This is a genomic window from Pseudomonas sp. AS2.8 (assembly GCF_014190935.1).
Classification (GTDB): domain Bacteria; phylum Pseudomonadota; class Gammaproteobacteria; order Pseudomonadales; family Pseudomonadaceae; genus Chryseomonas.
The window spans coordinates 576,414-591,614 of sequence record NZ_JACHVV010000003.1 but is presented as its reverse complement, the minus strand read 5'-3'; the positions used below and the strand labels follow the sequence as shown (position 1 = coordinate 591,614).

The following is a 15,201-nucleotide window of genomic DNA, read 5'->3' as shown; positions in this document are numbered from 1 at the left end:
AATTCTGCCTTCCAGGCCTATGGGGTGGTCGTGGGTGGGCCTCTGTGCGGGGATCGTTGCGTATTAGGTCTGAGTCGAGACCTAAAAGGTCCCAATCCCTCTGCCGGTCGCCGGTATGGTTTAGGGAGAGCGCCAAGAGCGCTTTAACCCTGGTACCTCCTCTCTGTTGTGCGCTATGAGGGCGTTTCCACCAACGGTGGCATCGTTTGCAGGCGCCACGGAAACCAGGCCTATTCACCCCTACTCAACTGACCTTACGTTTGCCATGCACACGTATCCTCATGCAGCCACCGGCTCTGACAAGCCGATTAAACCTGACTCGCTTGACCCGCGGTCCCGATCAGTATCCGGCGATACCGAATCCCAGGCCTCCCGACAGGACGTTCCTGCTAAGGGTCAGCAAAGTAGCCAGGTAGAAGATTCGCGACGGGAGCCCGAAACGTACGAGGCAGGAACGGCTTACGAATCGCTCCGGATTGTCACCCTCGACGAACTGCGCCCCTTTGATCACAACCCCCGCACCGTAAGGAATCCCGCCTATGACGAGATCAAGGCCTCGATCCGCGAGCGTGGTCTGGACAGCGTACCTGTCATCACGCGGCGTACTGACGAGTCTCACTACATCATCTACAGCGGGGGAAATACGCGCCTGTCTATCCTGCGCGAGCTCTATGCCGAAACCGGCGCGGAGCGCTTTTACCGACTGACTTGCCGGTATCGTCCGTGGACCGAGCGTGGCGAGCTGGAGGCATTGACGGGCCACCTGGCCGAAAACGAACTTCGTGGCGGCCTAACCTTTATCGAACGAGCCAAGGCCATCCAACGGGCGCAAGCGCTTTACGAGCAAGAAGCCGGACGCACCCTCTCCCAATCCGAACTGGCGCGACGTCTCAACGCGGATGGCTATCCCGTTCGCCAATCCCACATCAGCCGCATGCAGGAAGCGTTGCGCTATCTACTTCCTGCCATACCCACCGTGCTGTACGCCGGCCTTGGCCGGCATCAGGTAGAACGCCTTGCGATTCTAAGACGGGCTTGCGAACGCACCTGGCAGCGTCTGGCAAACCACCGCGAGCGCCACACCTTTGCCCAATTGTTCCAACACGTATTGGCGCAGTTTGACTCCGCGGGCGAGCACTTTTGCCTACGACGCGTACAGGACGAGCTGATCGCACAAATGGCCGCAGCGCTCGGAATGCATTACGAGGCGCTAGCACTGGACATCGATCAACAGGAAACGCGCCAACGTGCGCTCTCGCAAACGCCACCGCTCACCTCGCATGCGCTGGGACAGACACCCAATGAGACCGGCTCGGGTACCACCTCTCGGCTCATGGCCATTCAACAGTTGATTGCCCGCCATACCGGAGAGCCCTTCGCGCAGCCGGAAAACACACCTCACATGGCTCAACCTTCCCTTGGCGGGGATGAATCCAGTCACTCTTCGACGCGTGTTGAATCTGTGCGCGCCCAACCCGAGCACCTGCAGGAGCAGATTGCCCACCTTGCGCAGCAACTGGCTCGAGACGCAGGTGTCGAGCCCTACGTGAGCGTCCATACCAGTCACCTGGGCTTCTCCTGTAGGTGGCCGAGCGATGCTCATGCCCTGCAGCCCGGCGCGCGTACCGTGTTGCTCCTGCTTCACGCGCTCACTGGCACCGTTCAGACGCTACCCCTGGTCGACCGTGCAGATCTTGCCGATGGACTTGGCGCGCTCTTGCAGGGTCAGGCGGGCGAGTTCGCCCCGCTGAGTGGACCTTCGCTCTCACTGCTATTTCGGCTCATCCGCCACATCCGTCGCCTCAACCGCCTAGAGGCCGATTCTTTCTCTTGATCCTGTGCACTGTTCCGAGAACCTCTGTCATGCCGACCAGCCACCCTCTGAACCAAGCCGTACTGACCCAAGCCCTGCATCACTTACATCACGGCGAGCTTCGCCGCTGCCAAGCGATGGGATTTGACGAGGAGCAGCTCGCCGCCCTGAAGCAGCCAGACCTGGTCAGTCTTCTGGTGAACGCGCCAGTCTCATGGTGCACGGTGTCGATCAATCGCGAGGTGATCAAACGCCTGCTTGGACAATCTGCCGATGTGAGTCAGGAGATCGCGCAGATTGATCGCATGCTGCGCCTGGGCAGCAGCAGCGAGATGGTCAGTCACCGCTTCGGGCTCACCCACCAAGAGGTTGCCTTACGCCGCAAGGTGCTGGGCTTACCCAAGCGCAAAGGCCGTTATCCCGCGCTGGACGATGCGCAGGACGCCGCACTCTGGCGACAATGGAAAACCGAGGTGGCGCGGCGCGGGCTATCAACAGACGACGAAACCGCCATGCTCGAGCTGGCCATGGAGCTTGCCGAGGCGCATGAGGTACCGCTGGCCGTTCTCTGGTCGTCGGTTCGTCGCTGGACCGGGCAACAGGGAGCGTAGGCATGGCCCACGAGGCGTTGCGGCGCGCGAGTCCCGCGCCCCTGACAGCTGTCTTCAATGACGTCCTGCGCACCCTCAAACCATCCCCCAAGGCGGACGGCACGCCCCAGGATGGTTTCCTCTACAGCGGTAACCGCCACGACAGCCTACCGCGCGCGCTCCTGCTTGATCGGCGCCTGACGCCGCTAGAGCGCAACGCCTGGCAGGTTTTGCACGTGCTGCTGGATCGCAGCGGCCTGACAGCCTTTCCGACCTACGAGCGGCTCCGTCCGTACTTGGCGGTCATGCCTTGCGCCACACAAGCGTCCAACGAAACCGTGGCCCGCGCCCTGGCCCTCCTCCGACTGACGCGGTGGCTGAGTCTTGTCCGGCGACAACGTGATCCTCAGACCGGCCGTATCCAGGGCAACCTCTATGTCCTGCACGATGAGCCTCTCACGCCGTTCGAAGCAATCCAGCTGGATCCGGACTATCTAAAGCTAGTGAGCCAAGCGCTGAGCCACGCGGCGAAGGCAGTGCAGGTGGTCGCGCGACAGGTGCTAAAGGAGGTGACTGAAGATCCGCAGGTGAACCAGCGGAGCCTTCCCACTCGCCTGCAGATCATTGCTCAACGTCTCGCTCAGCAGGGTTGGACGGACAAAGGCGTACTGGCGGTAACGGACCCTGAAATCCCAAAATCCGAAGACAGTACATCCACACCGTCTTCGGATTCCGAAGCAGGTGCAATCCCTGATTCTGACGACGCTCTTCGGAATCCGAAGGCAGACCGTACTGTACGTAAAGTAGATAAAGAATTAGTACGTACGAAGACGCCTGTGTCTAACGAGCTCGTACTACCCCCACGTTTTCTCGCCCTTGACCATGAGCAACGGTCCGGCGCCCTGGCGGCCCTCAAGCCCGTGGAGCCTGCACAGCGACAGGCGATTCTTGATGAATGGGCGGCTCGCTGCGAGCGCTCTGCGGTTCGCAATCCAGCGGGCTACCTGTTCGGCATTATCCAGAAAGCCCTGCGTGGCGAATTCAACCGCGCCGCAGCGTCTACCCCTCCACCGCTGCCGCCTGAGTCGACCCCGATCATTCCTGCCGAATCGTCACCTGCACGCGCGCGCCAAACGTCACGAAATCCTGAGGTAGGTCGGGCTCACTTGGATCAACTGCGATCAGCGCTGCGCCTTCCTCCGCGGGACGCTATCCCCAGGGGATAGCTCATCGACCAAGGGCACAGGTCATCCCGCATATGGGCAGATCAACAAAAACGGTCCTGGCATGACAGACTACGCATTCCTTGCCGAGCTATCCCCAGGGGATAGCTCGAGAACTCCCAGATGGGGTCGTGGTAACGGGATCTTCGGTATTCAACTCAGCGCCATTTCCCTTTGGAAACTATCCCCAGGGGATAGCTCCAGGACTCATGGTGGATGTAGACCTCTCACTGTCTTGGCTTCCTGCATGGGCTGCCGTGCAGTTGCGGACCCGATCTATCCCCTGGGGATAGGTGACGGGACCCAAGATAAATCACACGGCTTGGATCAATGTCGCCTAGCCCTATGAGGCCCTTCTCGAAGCTATCCCCAGGGGATAGCTATCACACGGCTCGCAACCGACGCGCTTAGCTAACACCTAGCGAAAACGGGTAAAGCCCTAGTACGCCTTAATCGCAGCTTCAAGACGGTCCTGCATTGGAAAGTAGGGACTCACCTTCTCGGGAGTCTTCCATGCGCGCACGCTACGCCACCGCTTGCCTCATACCCGCCTGCGCCGGGGCGGCCCTAGGACTACTGCTCCAAGGCTGTACCCCACTGCCATCCGACCCAGCAGGCGCGCTGTCTGACACCCCTCCTGTGCGCTCGCCAGCGCCTGTACCGGAACAGGATATTTTGGTTGTCCGCCAGGGACGCTACACCCTGGTCGAGCAAGGACCTGAACTCGCTCAACGCAACCTGATGCGTCAGGTTGTGGACGTTTCCATCCCCACCGGCGCCGACCGTACCGTGGGCGATGCCCTGCGCTACGTGCTGATCCGCTCCGGCTTTTCGCTGTGCGAAACGCAAGAGGCGGCTCGGCTCTATGCGCTGCCCTTGCCGGCCGCACACCTGCAGTTGGGACCGCTGCCGCTGCGTGACGCCCTGCAGACCCTGGCAGGCCCCGCCTGGACGCTACAGGTTGATTCGCTCGCTCGGCGTGTGTGCTTTGCACCTGCGCCGACCCATCCAACCGAGGGCCGCACATCGTGAAGGTGCGAGCGTCTTTTCTGGCCATGCGTGCTGATCGTCTACAACGCCTGGGCGGCGCCGCCTGGTTACTCGCACTCAGCATCCTGATTACGCATGACCACATGGGCCAATCGCGCCTGCGTCAGCAACTAGCGCAACACGATGACCAGCCGGACCTTCATGCACTGCAGGCGGACATGGTCACCCTCAGCGCCCGACTGGATGCCCTGCCAACGCCAGAGCGCCTGATCAGCCCGACCGAGCTAAGCGCGGTACGCGAGGACCTTGAAGCCAGATTGGCCACCGTTATCCGGCAGCAGGAAAAGCATGCCCAGACCGCGGACGTGCTGACCTTGCAACAACGCGCTGACCGACTTGAGGCTCAGTTGCACGCCCTGATGCACCAGGCAACGGCGCCTCGCGAGAAGCGCCAAGCACCGGCACGACCTGCACCAAAGGCCAAGGCGTCCAAACCGCCCTTTCAGCTACTCGGTGCAGAGCAACGTGGCGGCCACACCTTTCTGTCCCTGTTACCTGCTCATCAAAAAGGGCTCAACGCCGTCACGCTGCTCCGCGTGGGCGAGTCCTTGGGCCAATGGCAGCTCACCGGCTTGACCCAGTACACCGCGACATTTCGGGTGGATGGCCAGGTGCGGCTTCTGCCGCTGCCTGGAGGAGACACGCGATGACACAACGGTTACCCGCTACCGCGTTGCTTAGCCTGATCCTCAGCTCTCTTCAGGCTGTTCAGGCATCTCCTGCGCCCGCCGCCCACGAACAGACGCGTTGGAGCAATACCCAACACAGCCAACTCATGCTGAGCGAGGACGTACAGGCCCGGGCCTGGGGTCTGCAGGCCAGTGACTGGGTCCGCTATCGCGAGCTGATGCAGGGGCCGCTAGGTATCTACGCGCCGCACCTGGACCCGCTGACCGCCCTGGGTATCGAGGCACGCAGTGACGAAGAGCGTGCGCGCTATGCGGAGTTGCAGGTCAGAGCCGAGGCCCGACGCGTCGAGAAACTGCTGACCTATCAGCGCGCCTACGACGCTGCCTGGCAGCGACTTGCACCTGACTTGCAGCGGGTCACGCTCGAGGACGCCAACGTGGCAGACGAAGCGCGCCTTTCCGTGTTCGTCAAAGCGGACTGCCCGCCCTGCCTTGAACGTGTCCGGCAGCTGCAGGCACAAGGTCGGGCCTTCGACCTGTACCTGGTGGATAGTAAAGGCGATGACGCACGACTCCGGCGTTGGGCGCGTCAGGCGCGCCTGGATCCGATGCGGGTTCAGCAGCGGACCATCACCCTCAACCATGACAATGGCCGCTTTCAGTCGCTAGGTCTTGCCGGCGAATTACCCGTCGTCGCACAGCGGATGAATGGACAATGGCAGCGACAGTAGCCACGCCAACAAGGCGCCGTCGAGTCGTCGCTGGCCTGGCGTCTTTGTTGTTGGCTTTGGTCAGTGTCGCCGCCTGGGCGCAGGCTCAGCTGCCGCCTCCGGCCTATCAGCTTGCGGCACAGCAAGCCGGCGTTCCCTCTCTGGTTCTGTACGCCATAGCACTGCAGGAAAGCGGGCGACGCTGGCAAGGACGGTCAGTACCGTGGCCCTGGACCCTGAACGTGGCTGGCGAGGCCAAGCGGTTTGCCAATCGCCATACGGCATGCACCGGCCTGCTGCAGGCCATGAGCACTACCCCAGACCGCAAAATCGACGTGGGTCTCGGCCAGATCAACCTGGGTTACCACCGCCATCGCGTCACCCGTCCTTGTGACTTGCTAGACCCCTATCAAAACCTTGCGATTGCCGCTGCAATCCTCGTCGAGCAGCGCGCAGCCGCTCCTGATTGGCCAACCGCCATCGGCCGCTATCACCGCCCGGCCGGCGGCGCCCTTGCCGCACGCTATCAGCGCCTCGTCCAGGCGCATCTGGATCGCCTACAGGGTCAGGTAGCCAGTGGACTGCAGGTGGGAGAGCTGCCGTGAGACCCGGGTTCGGAAGACGCTCGCTGTCCGTACTCGGTACGGGATGGCTATCCCTGCAGGCAATGGCGGACCCGCTCATCGTGGTGGGTCACGAGGAAGGTGTTTCCACCCGGCCGTACTTCGAGCCGTTCAAGCGGATAGCTCCACCACGTTCGGCCACTGTGACCCCTTTTCCTGCCGATGCTTATGAGGCTGAGGCCGCAATGCTACCGGTGCGATCACAAAGACTGACTCCAGGTGAAGCTTCGACACGAGCGCTCCAAGCACCTGGGCTTAGCCCCCTGTTTCTCATCGGTGATGATGAGTACTCACGTCATTGGCTGCGCCAGGTGCGGCGGCAGCTGAAGGACCAGCAGGCTATTGGCCTGGTGGTAAATATCGACACTGCCGCGGCCTTGGCCGAACTTCGGCGCCTGGTCCCAGACCTCACCCTCATTCCAACCTCGGGGGATGACCTCGCCCAACGCCTAGGGCTGCACCACTACCCTGTGCTGCTCCTGCCAATAGCGGATGACAGGTAGCGCAGGCCATGTCCCATCCGACCGGCTATGAGCGCTGGCTTCGTCCAGCCGTGGAGTTGTACAGCGTTGTCGCCTGCATGCTAGCGGCTGGCCTTGTTGCACTCATTCCCGAAACGCTCGGGCTCTCGGCCCCAATGGCCTCGTTCGCCACAACGGCATTCCTATGCCTTGCCGCCGCACGGCTGTATCAGGCTCATCGCATCCTACGCTACCGACGCAATCTCTGGCGGCTGCCTGCCTACACCCTGTCCAGCGCTGCGATACCGGTCAGCACGCAGACGCTGTTCATCGGCCGTGGGTTTCGCTGGGAGGCGCGGCATACCCAACGCTTGCTCGAGACCTATTTGCCGCAGTGCCGCCGCTATGTCGAGCCAGGCCGGTATGGCCGCTTTATCCAACACCTTTTCAAACAGCCTTCGCGGCGCGCTCACCTGACTCAAGCCGCCATTGGCGGCTTGCCTCGCCTGCATGGCATCGAGCCTGACGAACAAGACGTCTGCCTACCCTTGAACGAGCGGGTGGGCCATACGCTGGTACTGGGGACCACGCGGGTCGGCAAGACCCGGCTGGCCGAGCTCTTCATCGCGCAGGACATCCGCCGCCGCAATGCGCAGGGCGAGCATGAAGTGGTGATCGTGTTCGATCCCAAAGGCGATGCAGATCTGCTCAAGCGGATGTACGCCGAAGCCAAGCGCGCCGGCCGTGAGCAGGAGTTTTTGGTGTTCCACCTGGGCTGGCCCGACAGCTCGGCTCGGTACAACGCCGTCGGCCGTTTTGGTCGTATCTCCGAGGTGGCTACTCGTCTTGCCGGGCAACTCTCCGGTGAAGGCGATAGCGCCGCCTTTCGCGAGTTTGCCTGGCGCTTCGTCAACATCATCGCGCGCGCTCTAGTGGAACTGGGTCAGCGCCCTGACTATCGGTTGATCCAGCGCTATGTCATCAACATCGATGCGCTGTTTATTCAGTACGCCGAACACTACTTCGCCACACGTGAGCCCGAGGCGTGGGAGGCGATCCTCAAGCTTGAGGCGGGATTGAACAACCGTAATCTGCCGCGGCACATGATTGGGCGGGAGATCCGAGTCGTTGCCCTCGAGCAGTACCTTTCCAGTACGCATCACTTCGATCCGGTGCTCGATGGCCTGCGCAGCGCCGTGCGCTACGAGCGCAGCTTTTTCGACAAGATTGTGGCTTCGCTCCTGCCCCTGCTGGAGAAGCTCACCACCGGCAAGATCGTCCAGTTGCTCTCGCCGGACTACGAGGACCTGCAGGATCCGCGGCCAATCTTCGACTGGATGCAAGTCGTTCGCCAACGCGCCATTGTTTATGTGGGCTTGGATGCCCTGTCCGATGCCGAGGTCGCCGCAGCCGTAGGCAATTCCATGTTTGCGGATCTGGTTTCGGTGGCGGGACACCTCTACAAGTTCGGCGTCGACAGCGGATTACCCGGCGGCAAGCCAGGCACCAAGCCAACCATCAATCTGCACGCCGATGAGTTCAACGAACTGATGGGTGATGAGTTTATTCCCCTGGTCAACAAGGGCGGCGGCGCTGGCGTTCAGGTGACGGCCTATACCCAGACCCTGTCGGATATCGAGGCGCGGCTAGGTAATCGCGCCAAGGCGGGTCAGGTGATTGGCAACTTCAACAACCTATTCATGCTGCGTGTACGCGAAACAGCCACGGCCGAGCTGCTGACCCGCCAACTCCCCCAGGTCGACGTCTATACACCCGCGCAATCCAGTAGCGTCACCGATACCTCTGATCCAGCGGCCGCCAGCGCCTTCACCTCTAGCACTCAAGATCAGCTCGTGGGCAGCCGCCGGCCTCTGATTGAGCCTGCTCATCTCGTCGCGTTGCCCAAGGGGCAGTGCTTTGCGCTGCTTGAAGGTGGTGCGCTGTGGAAGGTGCGCATGCCCTTGCCGCTACCAGACACTGATGATGATTTACCGGCTGATCTTCGCGCGTTGACCGCTGCCATGCGTCGGCGCCCGTTCGGACCCAAGACGGCTGAGCCATCTGGCGAACCAGACTCACCACTCCCAACCGCCCCAGAGCCGCCGATGACTTCGATTGCTGAGGCATCTCCTCATGAGTGAAGTTGTAGACACCCGGCCGCGTCGTTACGGAGGGTTTACCCAGCTTCTGCTACTGCCCTTTACGGTCCTGGGCCTGCTGTGCGCCGCGCTGCTCCTTCGGTTTTTGCTGGAAGGCTTTGGCATGCTGTTCGTTTGGCCGGATATCCGCAGCCAGCACGCGCAGATCCTTTACGAGCAGGATCGACGCGATCTGGCACACACGCCCTGGCCGGATCGATGGCAGTCGATTTGTCGTACGTGGCTAGATACCAAACGCTCAGTACAGCTTACGGCGCTATCCAACCCATGGATCGAGCTGCAGGGCAGGCTCCCAGCCGTACCCAGCATCCTTGGCTATAAGACGCCGCGTTTGCTTTGGGCAAAAGAACACTCGTGGCTAAAAGAGGCGTTATCTGCAGCTCAGCACAGCGCGCTGAGCGTTGGCATACGAAGCCTACTGCTGCTTCAGGCGCTGCCTTTGCTGATACTGAGCGTGCTCGTCGGTACCGTAGACGGCTTGGTGCAACGACAAGTGCGCCGCTTTAACGTACAGCGTGAATCGGGCTATCTCCATCACCGCGCGAAGGCCCTCTTCCTTCCACTGACGCTGCTGCCAGGATCCGTGTACCTGGTGCTGCCCATCAGCCTGTCCATTGCCAGCTTTGCGATTGTGAGTGCGATCCTGTCAGGCCTGATGGCCGCAATCGCCATTGGGACTTTCAAGAAGCATCTCTGACGAACAGCTTCGGCTATTCCATTCAAGCAAGACGTCTAGAGCGTTGATTGCCAGCCAGGCTACGACACGTTTCACGTGGAACCCTGCACTGTCTATTGAACGTGTGAGCCCAGATATAACCCTTAGCAGTTTTCCAGCTGTTCGCTCATCAAGCCAAGCACGATAAGCCGCCCAACGAGCGGTCCTTTTACTTCATCACCTGAGGATAGAAGCTGCTTCCAGATAGGGCTTTAGGGATCAGCCTGAATCGCGTGAAGACGTTACGCTCTGGTCGTTTCGAGCAGCTCAGCGTGCTGTTCGAAATCATCCGCTAGCTGCTGCAGCGTGATACTTCTCAGGCGGGTTAGTAGCAGAGCCTGTGCGGCATCGAACGCCTCGGTCAGCGCGTTGTTTACAGCCCGCTCGACCAGACATTCGGGATGATCGGTCGCCAAACCTATGGCGAAAATCGACGACGACCCGAGCGCCTGATGGATATCTAGCAGTGTGATCTCTGCAAGGGGCTTTGCCAGCATCCATCCTCCCCGATGACCCTTTTCAGAGCGAACGTACCCCTGCTCCTTGAGCAGGGCCATCGTCCTGCGCACGACTACCGGATTAGTACTCAGCATCTGCGCCAGGGTGTCTGAGGTAGCAGGCAGCTCATGACGAGCCATGTGGATCAGCGTATGCAACATCCGTGATAGGCGTGTGTCATTTCTCATGGATAAGCCTCATTCAAGCCGTTCAGCATCTCTCGACACAGCAAAAGTTACAAGAGCTTGATTTTGTCCTTTCATGTAACTTATGTTGTTTCCTGAAACTTATTAGAGGCCTGATTCCATGATCTACGATGTGATCGTCGTGGGTGGCAGCTACGCCGGCATGTCCGCCGCCATGCAACTGGCCAGAGCGCGGTGCACTGTACTGGTGATTGATGCGGCACAACGCCGAAACCGATTCGCGGCTGCGTCTCACGGTTTTTTAGGGCAAGACGGTCGCTGTCCTAATGCGATTGCAGAGCAAGCACGACAGCAGCTCCTGGCCTATCCCTCCGTTACCTGGCATGAAACGGCTGCGGTAACAGCAGAGAAAGATCTCGAGGTGATCACGGTCACCACGAGCGATGGCGACGCGTTCAGCGCCCATCGGCTGATTCTGGCTTCCGGTGTGAGCGATGAGCTGCCTGATATTCCTGGCTTGGCTGAGCGTTGGGGGCGACAGGTCTTCCATTGCCCCTACTGCCATGCGTATGAACTAGACAGAGGAGACATTGGTGTCCTGGCCAGTTCATCACTGGCTATGCATCAGGCCCTAATGTTGCCCGATTGGGGGCCAACAACCCTGTTCCTCAACGGCGCCTTTCAGCCCGATGCAGATCAAAGCGAGGCGCTTGCCCGGCGTGGTGTTTCGCTGGAGCAGGAGCCGGTTCGGTCTGTCGTTGGAGAGCAATTGGACCTGACACTGGCAAGCGGTCGAGTGGTCTCTCTCGCTGGGCTGTTCGTACAGTCGCGCACACATCTGACGAACCCGTTGATCGGCCAGCTTGGTCTTACGGTTGAAAGTCGCCCCCTAGGAGACTTCCTCACGGTAAATCATAGGGGCGAAACCAGCGTTGCAGGCGTGTTTGCCTGTGGGGATGTGGCAGTTGCTGCCGGTAACGTGGCTGTCGCCGTAGGCGATGGGGCTCGCACAGGTAGTGCGGTTCACCAGTCGTTGACCTTTCGCTGATTGAAGCAACTTCAGGCCGCCGGTTCTCTCCTAACGCACTAGCACGTATTAACCTGTCGTCTTAGCAGAGACAGTAGCGCACCTGCCAGCTCTACCTTATCTGACAGGTGCAGCGTTATTGCTTAAGAAGGTTGTTTAATGTCGCGCTTCTGTCAGGGCTTGGCGATAGAGCACGACAACATCGTTAAGCAACTCGCGCATCATCGACGCAAGCAGTTGCTGACGAAGTTCTCCGTTCTCTACCGACTCAGACGCCCACTGATCTAGCAGATCGTTCAGCACCGAAATATGCAACTCAGCTTCGGCTTCCGGTGTATCTGGCTGGAAGTCGGGCTGGCGCGCTCGAAGCGAAGGGGTTGGAAAAGGAACAATGGTGCTGGTGCGACTAGTCAAGGATCACCTCCATGCGAGAGGTAAGACACGTAGTCGGATGTGCCAGGTGGAGCCCGGGCTTAAAAGGAAGTCGGTGCATTCGGCATGCTCCTCGGACAGGTTGAAGAGCCACTCATACCGTTTCGACTCGGCAAGGGTGGCGAACCGTACGGGGGTCGAAATACCGGCGTCCGAGGGAACCGGCCAGGCAAAAGCCTGCCCCGCACGGTCCGCCATAGAATCGCAGTGCTCGATGCATCGCAAAGATCACTACGCTATGGCGCCTTTCCGCGCCCTCAGACAACTCGGGTTTCGACTCCCGGTCGTGGGATTGACCACGACAGCCAAAATCTAACGCCCGATGCACCCGGTTGCAACCGACAAGCCGTTTCGCTGGCTGTGTGCAAAGTGCCTGACAAGATGGCTCTACCTTCTAGGCTCACCTGCTTGCTCAACGGATAGAGCAGCCCGACGCCATGAGCACAAACGCAACGCCAAATTGATCGTCTCCAGGGGCAAGACGAGCGCACCTGTCAGTGCTAACCGCTCCAACAGGCGCAGCGTCCTCACCTGAGGTTGTTGTTAATGTCGAGCTTCTGTCAGGGCGTGGCGGTAAAGCACGACAACATCGTTAAGCAACTCGCGCATCATCGACGCAAGCAATTGCTGACGAATCTCTCCGCTCTCTACCGACTCAGAGGCTAACTGATCCAGCAGATCGTTCAGCACTGACACGTGCAACTCAGCTTCGGCCTCCGGCGTGTCTGGCTGGAAGTCGGGCTGGCGCGCTCGAAGCGAAGGCGTTGGAAAAGGAACAATGGTGCTGGTGCGACTAGTCATGGATCACCTCTGCGCAGGAGGTGGAACAGACAATCGGATAGGCCAGGCGGAGCCCGGGCTTGAAAGGAGGACGAGGCATTTTCCTTTTACTCCTTGGACAGGTTAAGGAACCGCCTACCAGCCTTCTCACGAGCATAGGAGGCGGACCGTGCAAGGGTGAGAATCCGGCGTCCAAGGGAACCGGCCAGGCAAACGCCTGCCTCACACGGCCCGCCATAGAGAAGCATTAGCGCAGCATGCAAATACTGGCTAAGCACTATGACGCTACCGCGCCTTTGGACAACTTCCAGGTTCTCACGCCCGGTCGTGGGATTGACCACGACAGCCAAAATCTAACGCCCGATGCACCCAGTTGCAACCGACAAGCCGTTTTGCCGGCTGTGTGCAAAGTACCTGACAAGATGGCTCTACCCTGCAGGCTTACCTGCTTGCTCAACGGCTAGAGCAAACCCGGCGACATGAGCACTACACACAATGCCGAATTGATCATCTCCGGCGGGCAAGACGAGCGCGCCTGTCAGTGCTAACCGCTCCAACAGGCGCAGCGTCCTCACCTGAGGTTGTTGCTAATGTCGAGCTTCTGTCAGTGCTCGTCGATAAAGCACGACAACATCGTCAAGTAGGTCGCGCATCATTGATGCGAGCAACTGCTGACGAAGCTCTCCCTTGCCCTCCGACTCAGAGGCCAACTGATCTAGCAAATCGTTCAGCACTGAAACGTGCAATTCAGCCTCAGCTTCCGCCGTATCTGGCTCGAAGTCTGGCTGGCGCGCTCGAAGCGAAGGCGTTGGAAAAGGAACAATGGTGCTGGTGCGACTAGTCATGGATCACCCCCGTGGGAGAGGTAAGACATGTAGTCAAATAGGCCAGGCGGAGCCCGGGCTTGAAAGGAGGACGAGGCATTCTACTTATGCTCCCTGGTTTGATTAAGGAGCTACCACCATCCGTTCTGACACAGAAGTGGTGGCAGACCGTACGGGGGTCAGAAACCGGAAACCAAGGGAACCGGCCAGGCAATAGCCTGCCCCGCACGGCCTGCCATAGAAAAGCGGAACGGATCAAACGACCCATATTCGCCTGGCTATGACGCTGCCGCGCCCTGGTTTAACGGGTTCTGACGCCCGGTCGCGGGATTGACCACGACAGCCAAAATCTAACGTTCGCGGTTACCGGTTGCAACCAACAAACCGGCTGGCATGCGCTCCGCTTTCTTGGTGAGGTCGCCGTCCACAGAAAACCGGGTACGCGCTGAATCGGATTTTCTGCGGCGTGACGCTCCAGTAAACGGCACTTTCGCGCCATCGAATCGCTCAGGACGCGAGCAAGATGGCAACGCGCAAAGGCCTCGCCCTACTTCACTGGTCACTTCTCCTCACATCGCTCTCGGTTGCCCTGAGCGCTCCCCATGCGCGGGCGAGCGACAGTGACGCTGAACGTGAGCAGCTAGCTGCCGTCATCCGGCAGCTGACCATTACCGAACGCCTGGCCGTCCAGACCGCTGTGCACGCAGCCCCTGCAGGCACCCGCTACCACTTCGACTATGCCCGCCTGCAGCTAGACCTGCAGCGCATCCGCCAAGGCATCGAACACTACCTGACACCTTCCCGTGCCCAGCCCAGGGATCTGCAGCCACTGGCAGGTGACTACGCCCGCGAGGTTGATCCGCATGAGGCGTCCTCGCCATGACCCTCTCCGCTGCACAAAGCGCTGCCTTTCAGGCCAGCGGTGGCTTCACCCCTGCTGCCGTCTCCACGGTGCTGCTGAGCCTGGTCTTTGCCGTCTTTCAGCTCTGGGGCGTCTGGGCCCTGCGCACGGCCTTCGTGAGCTGGGCCGAACACCGCATGACCCAACGCCAACTGCTAGGTGTCGCGGTGCGTTTTTTCTTCCTGTACCTGGCCCTGATTTTTCTACTGCTTTCCTGACCTGCGGAGGATCTGAACGTGTCTACGTCGCTGCTGCGCATCTGCCCTCGCCGTCTTGCTCAATCCCTGACGGCCGTCAGTGGTATCGGGCTGATTGAAGGCGCCTACGCCGCTGGCTTGCCCAAGATGGAAGCGCCCACCCGTGGCCAGGGCACCGGCATCCTGCAAACCCTGCAGAACTACGGCTACGACATCGTCATGCTGGTTGCGTTGCTGGTCGTGGCGTCCATGTTTATCGGCGTGTGCTACCACGCCTATACCCGCTACTCCGAGATCCACACTGGCCGCGCCACCTGGGGGCAATTTGGTCTCACCGTGGCCGTAGGCGCCATACTGTTGGTCGTGGGGATCTGGCTGCTGACCACCGCCATCGGTGTGCTCTGACGCGCGGAGCCGATCCTT

Annotated in this window: 18 protein-coding genes; 14 read left to right on the top strand and 4 right to left on the bottom strand. The window is 60.3% G+C overall.

Features of this window, described 5'->3' with window-relative positions:
• Nucleotides 1-265: 265 nt before the first annotated feature.
• From FHR73_RS15210 to FHR73_RS15165, 10 genes are all read left to right on the top strand, one after another.
• Complete coding sequence (locus tag FHR73_RS15210; protein ID WP_183632378.1) at nt 266-1,834, top strand: ParB family protein; 1,569 nt, start codon at nt 266-268, stop codon at nt 1,832-1,834.
• 29 nt (nt 1,835-1,863) lie between these two features.
• Nucleotides 1,864-2,424: a DUF2857 domain-containing protein gene (locus FHR73_RS15205; protein ID WP_183632376.1), complete on the top strand. Its 561-nt coding sequence runs from the start codon at nt 1,864-1,866 to the stop codon at nt 2,422-2,424.
• A 2-nt stretch (nt 2,425-2,426) separates the two neighbouring features.
• Complete coding sequence (locus FHR73_RS15200) at nt 2,427-3,629, top strand: STY4528 family pathogenicity island replication protein (RefSeq protein ID WP_183632374.1); 1,203 nt, start codon at nt 2,427-2,429, stop codon at nt 3,627-3,629.
• A gap of 510 nt (nt 3,630-4,139) precedes the next feature.
• Nucleotides 4,140-4,658, top strand: a complete 519-nt coding sequence (locus FHR73_RS15195) for a PilL N-terminal domain-containing protein (protein ID WP_183632372.1) — start codon at nt 4,140-4,142, stop codon at nt 4,656-4,658.
• 23 nt (nt 4,659-4,681) lie between these two features.
• Entirely contained in the window at nt 4,682-5,326 is a 645-nt protein-coding gene (locus FHR73_RS15190) for a hypothetical protein (RefSeq protein ID WP_183632370.1), read from the top strand.
• The gene (locus FHR73_RS15185; protein WP_183632368.1) at nt 5,323-6,036 is read left to right on the top strand and encodes a TIGR03759 family integrating conjugative element protein; all 714 of its coding nucleotides are present in this window, start codon (nt 5,323-5,325) and stop codon (nt 6,034-6,036) included. The genes FHR73_RS15190 and FHR73_RS15185 overlap by 4 nt, the downstream gene beginning before the upstream one ends.
• On the top strand, nt 6,021-6,620 hold the full coding sequence (locus tag FHR73_RS15180; protein WP_183632366.1) for a transglycosylase SLT domain-containing protein: 600 nt from the start codon (nt 6,021-6,023) through the stop codon (nt 6,618-6,620). The genes FHR73_RS15185 and FHR73_RS15180 overlap by 16 nt, the downstream gene beginning before the upstream one ends.
• Nucleotides 6,621-6,682: 62 nt before the next feature.
• The gene (locus FHR73_RS15175; RefSeq protein ID WP_183632767.1) at nt 6,683-7,141 is read left to right on the top strand and encodes an integrating conjugative element protein; all 459 of its coding nucleotides are present in this window, start codon (nt 6,683-6,685) and stop codon (nt 7,139-7,141) included.
• Between the two features lie 8 nt (nt 7,142-7,149).
• Entirely contained in the window at nt 7,150-9,240 is a 2,091-nt protein-coding gene (gene traD, locus FHR73_RS15170) for a type IV conjugative transfer system coupling protein TraD (RefSeq protein WP_183632364.1), read from the top strand.
• Nucleotides 9,233-9,955 carry a DUF4400 domain-containing protein gene (locus FHR73_RS15165; protein ID WP_183632362.1) on the top strand — a complete coding sequence of 241 codons (723 nt, stop codon included), beginning with the start codon at nt 9,233-9,235 and terminating at the stop codon, nt 9,953-9,955. The genes traD and FHR73_RS15165 overlap by 8 nt, the downstream gene beginning before the upstream one ends.
• 260 nt (nt 9,956-10,215) lie before the next feature.
• Here the strand turns inward: FHR73_RS15165 and FHR73_RS15160 are convergent, their stop codons facing one another.
• Complete coding sequence (locus FHR73_RS15160; protein WP_183632360.1) at nt 10,216-10,659, bottom strand: Rrf2 family transcriptional regulator; 444 nt, start codon at nt 10,657-10,659, stop codon at nt 10,216-10,218.
• A 118-nt stretch (nt 10,660-10,777) separates the two neighbouring features.
• On the opposite strand from FHR73_RS15160, the gene FHR73_RS15155 reads away from it, so the two are divergent.
• Entirely contained in the window at nt 10,778-11,665 is an 888-nt protein-coding gene (locus FHR73_RS15155; RefSeq protein WP_183632358.1) for an NAD(P)/FAD-dependent oxidoreductase, read from the top strand.
• Nucleotides 11,666-11,800: 135 nt separating this feature from the next.
• Here FHR73_RS15155 and FHR73_RS15150 read toward each other — a convergent pair whose 3' ends face one another.
• The 3 genes from FHR73_RS15150 to FHR73_RS15140 form a co-directional block, all read right to left on the bottom strand.
• Nucleotides 11,801-12,058 (bottom strand): hypothetical protein, encoded by a 258-nt coding sequence (locus tag FHR73_RS15150; RefSeq protein ID WP_183632356.1) that lies wholly within the window; start codon nt 12,056-12,058, stop codon nt 11,801-11,803.
• A 561-nt stretch (nt 12,059-12,619) separates the two neighbouring features.
• The gene (locus FHR73_RS15145) at nt 12,620-12,877 is read right to left on the bottom strand and encodes a hypothetical protein (protein WP_183632354.1); all 258 of its coding nucleotides are present in this window, start codon (nt 12,875-12,877) and stop codon (nt 12,620-12,622) included.
• A 566-nt stretch (nt 12,878-13,443) separates the two neighbouring features.
• Entirely contained in the window at nt 13,444-13,701 is a 258-nt protein-coding gene (locus FHR73_RS15140; RefSeq protein ID WP_183632352.1) for a hypothetical protein, read from the bottom strand.
• A gap of 502 nt (nt 13,702-14,203) precedes the next feature.
• Between FHR73_RS15140 and FHR73_RS15135 the strand changes: the two genes are divergently transcribed.
• From FHR73_RS15135 to FHR73_RS15125, 3 genes are read left to right on the top strand one after another with little or no spacing between them, the layout of a single operon-like run.
• On the top strand, nt 14,204-14,563 hold the full coding sequence (locus FHR73_RS15135; protein WP_183632350.1) for an RAQPRD family integrative conjugative element protein: 360 nt from the start codon (nt 14,204-14,206) through the stop codon (nt 14,561-14,563).
• Nucleotides 14,560-14,799, top strand: a complete 240-nt coding sequence (locus FHR73_RS15130) for a TIGR03758 family integrating conjugative element protein (protein ID WP_183632348.1) — start codon at nt 14,560-14,562, stop codon at nt 14,797-14,799. Before FHR73_RS15135 ends, FHR73_RS15130 begins: the two co-directional genes overlap by 4 nt.
• A gap of 12 nt (nt 14,800-14,811) precedes the next feature.
• Nucleotides 14,812-15,183, top strand: a complete 372-nt coding sequence (locus FHR73_RS15125; RefSeq protein WP_183632765.1) for a TIGR03745 family integrating conjugative element membrane protein — start codon at nt 14,812-14,814, stop codon at nt 15,181-15,183.
• The last annotated feature ends 18 nt before the right edge of the window (nt 15,184-15,201 follow it).

What these genes read in the sequence shown, in the direction of transcription:
- FHR73_RS15210 (WP_183632378.1), top strand. Translation starts at nt 266, where the DNA reads ATGCACACGTATCCTCATGCAGCCACCGGCTCTGACAAGCCGATTAAA.
- FHR73_RS15205 (WP_183632376.1), top strand. Translation starts at nt 1,864, where the DNA reads ATGCCGACCAGCCACCCTCTGAACCAAGCCGTACTGACCCAAGCCCTG.
- FHR73_RS15200 (WP_183632374.1), top strand. Translation starts at nt 2,427, where the DNA reads ATGGCCCACGAGGCGTTGCGGCGCGCGAGTCCCGCGCCCCTGACAGCT.
- FHR73_RS15195 (WP_183632372.1), top strand. Translation starts at nt 4,140, where the DNA reads ATGCGCGCACGCTACGCCACCGCTTGCCTCATACCCGCCTGCGCCGGG.
- FHR73_RS15190 (WP_183632370.1), top strand. Translation starts at nt 4,682, where the DNA reads ATGCGTGCTGATCGTCTACAACGCCTGGGCGGCGCCGCCTGGTTACTC.
- FHR73_RS15185 (WP_183632368.1), top strand. Translation starts at nt 5,323, where the DNA reads ATGACACAACGGTTACCCGCTACCGCGTTGCTTAGCCTGATCCTCAGC.
- FHR73_RS15180 (WP_183632366.1), top strand. Translation starts at nt 6,021, where the DNA reads ATGGCAGCGACAGTAGCCACGCCAACAAGGCGCCGTCGAGTCGTCGCT.
- FHR73_RS15175 (WP_183632767.1), top strand. Translation starts at nt 6,683, where the DNA reads ATGGCGGACCCGCTCATCGTGGTGGGTCACGAGGAAGGTGTTTCCACC.
- traD (WP_183632364.1), top strand. Translation starts at nt 7,150, where the DNA reads ATGTCCCATCCGACCGGCTATGAGCGCTGGCTTCGTCCAGCCGTGGAG.
- FHR73_RS15165 (WP_183632362.1), top strand. Translation starts at nt 9,233, where the DNA reads ATGAGTGAAGTTGTAGACACCCGGCCGCGTCGTTACGGAGGGTTTACC.
- FHR73_RS15160 (WP_183632360.1), bottom strand. Translation starts at nt 10,659, where the DNA reads ATGAGAAATGACACACGCCTATCACGGATGTTGCATACGCTGATCCAC.
- FHR73_RS15155 (WP_183632358.1), top strand. Translation starts at nt 10,778, where the DNA reads ATGATCTACGATGTGATCGTCGTGGGTGGCAGCTACGCCGGCATGTCC.
- FHR73_RS15145 (WP_183632354.1), bottom strand. Translation starts at nt 12,877, where the DNA reads ATGACTAGTCGCACCAGCACCATTGTTCCTTTTCCAACGCCTTCGCTT.
- FHR73_RS15140 (WP_183632352.1), bottom strand. Translation starts at nt 13,701, where the DNA reads ATGACTAGTCGCACCAGCACCATTGTTCCTTTTCCAACGCCTTCGCTT.
- FHR73_RS15135 (WP_183632350.1), top strand. Translation starts at nt 14,204, where the DNA reads ATGGCAACGCGCAAAGGCCTCGCCCTACTTCACTGGTCACTTCTCCTC.
- FHR73_RS15130 (WP_183632348.1), top strand. Translation starts at nt 14,560, where the DNA reads ATGACCCTCTCCGCTGCACAAAGCGCTGCCTTTCAGGCCAGCGGTGGC.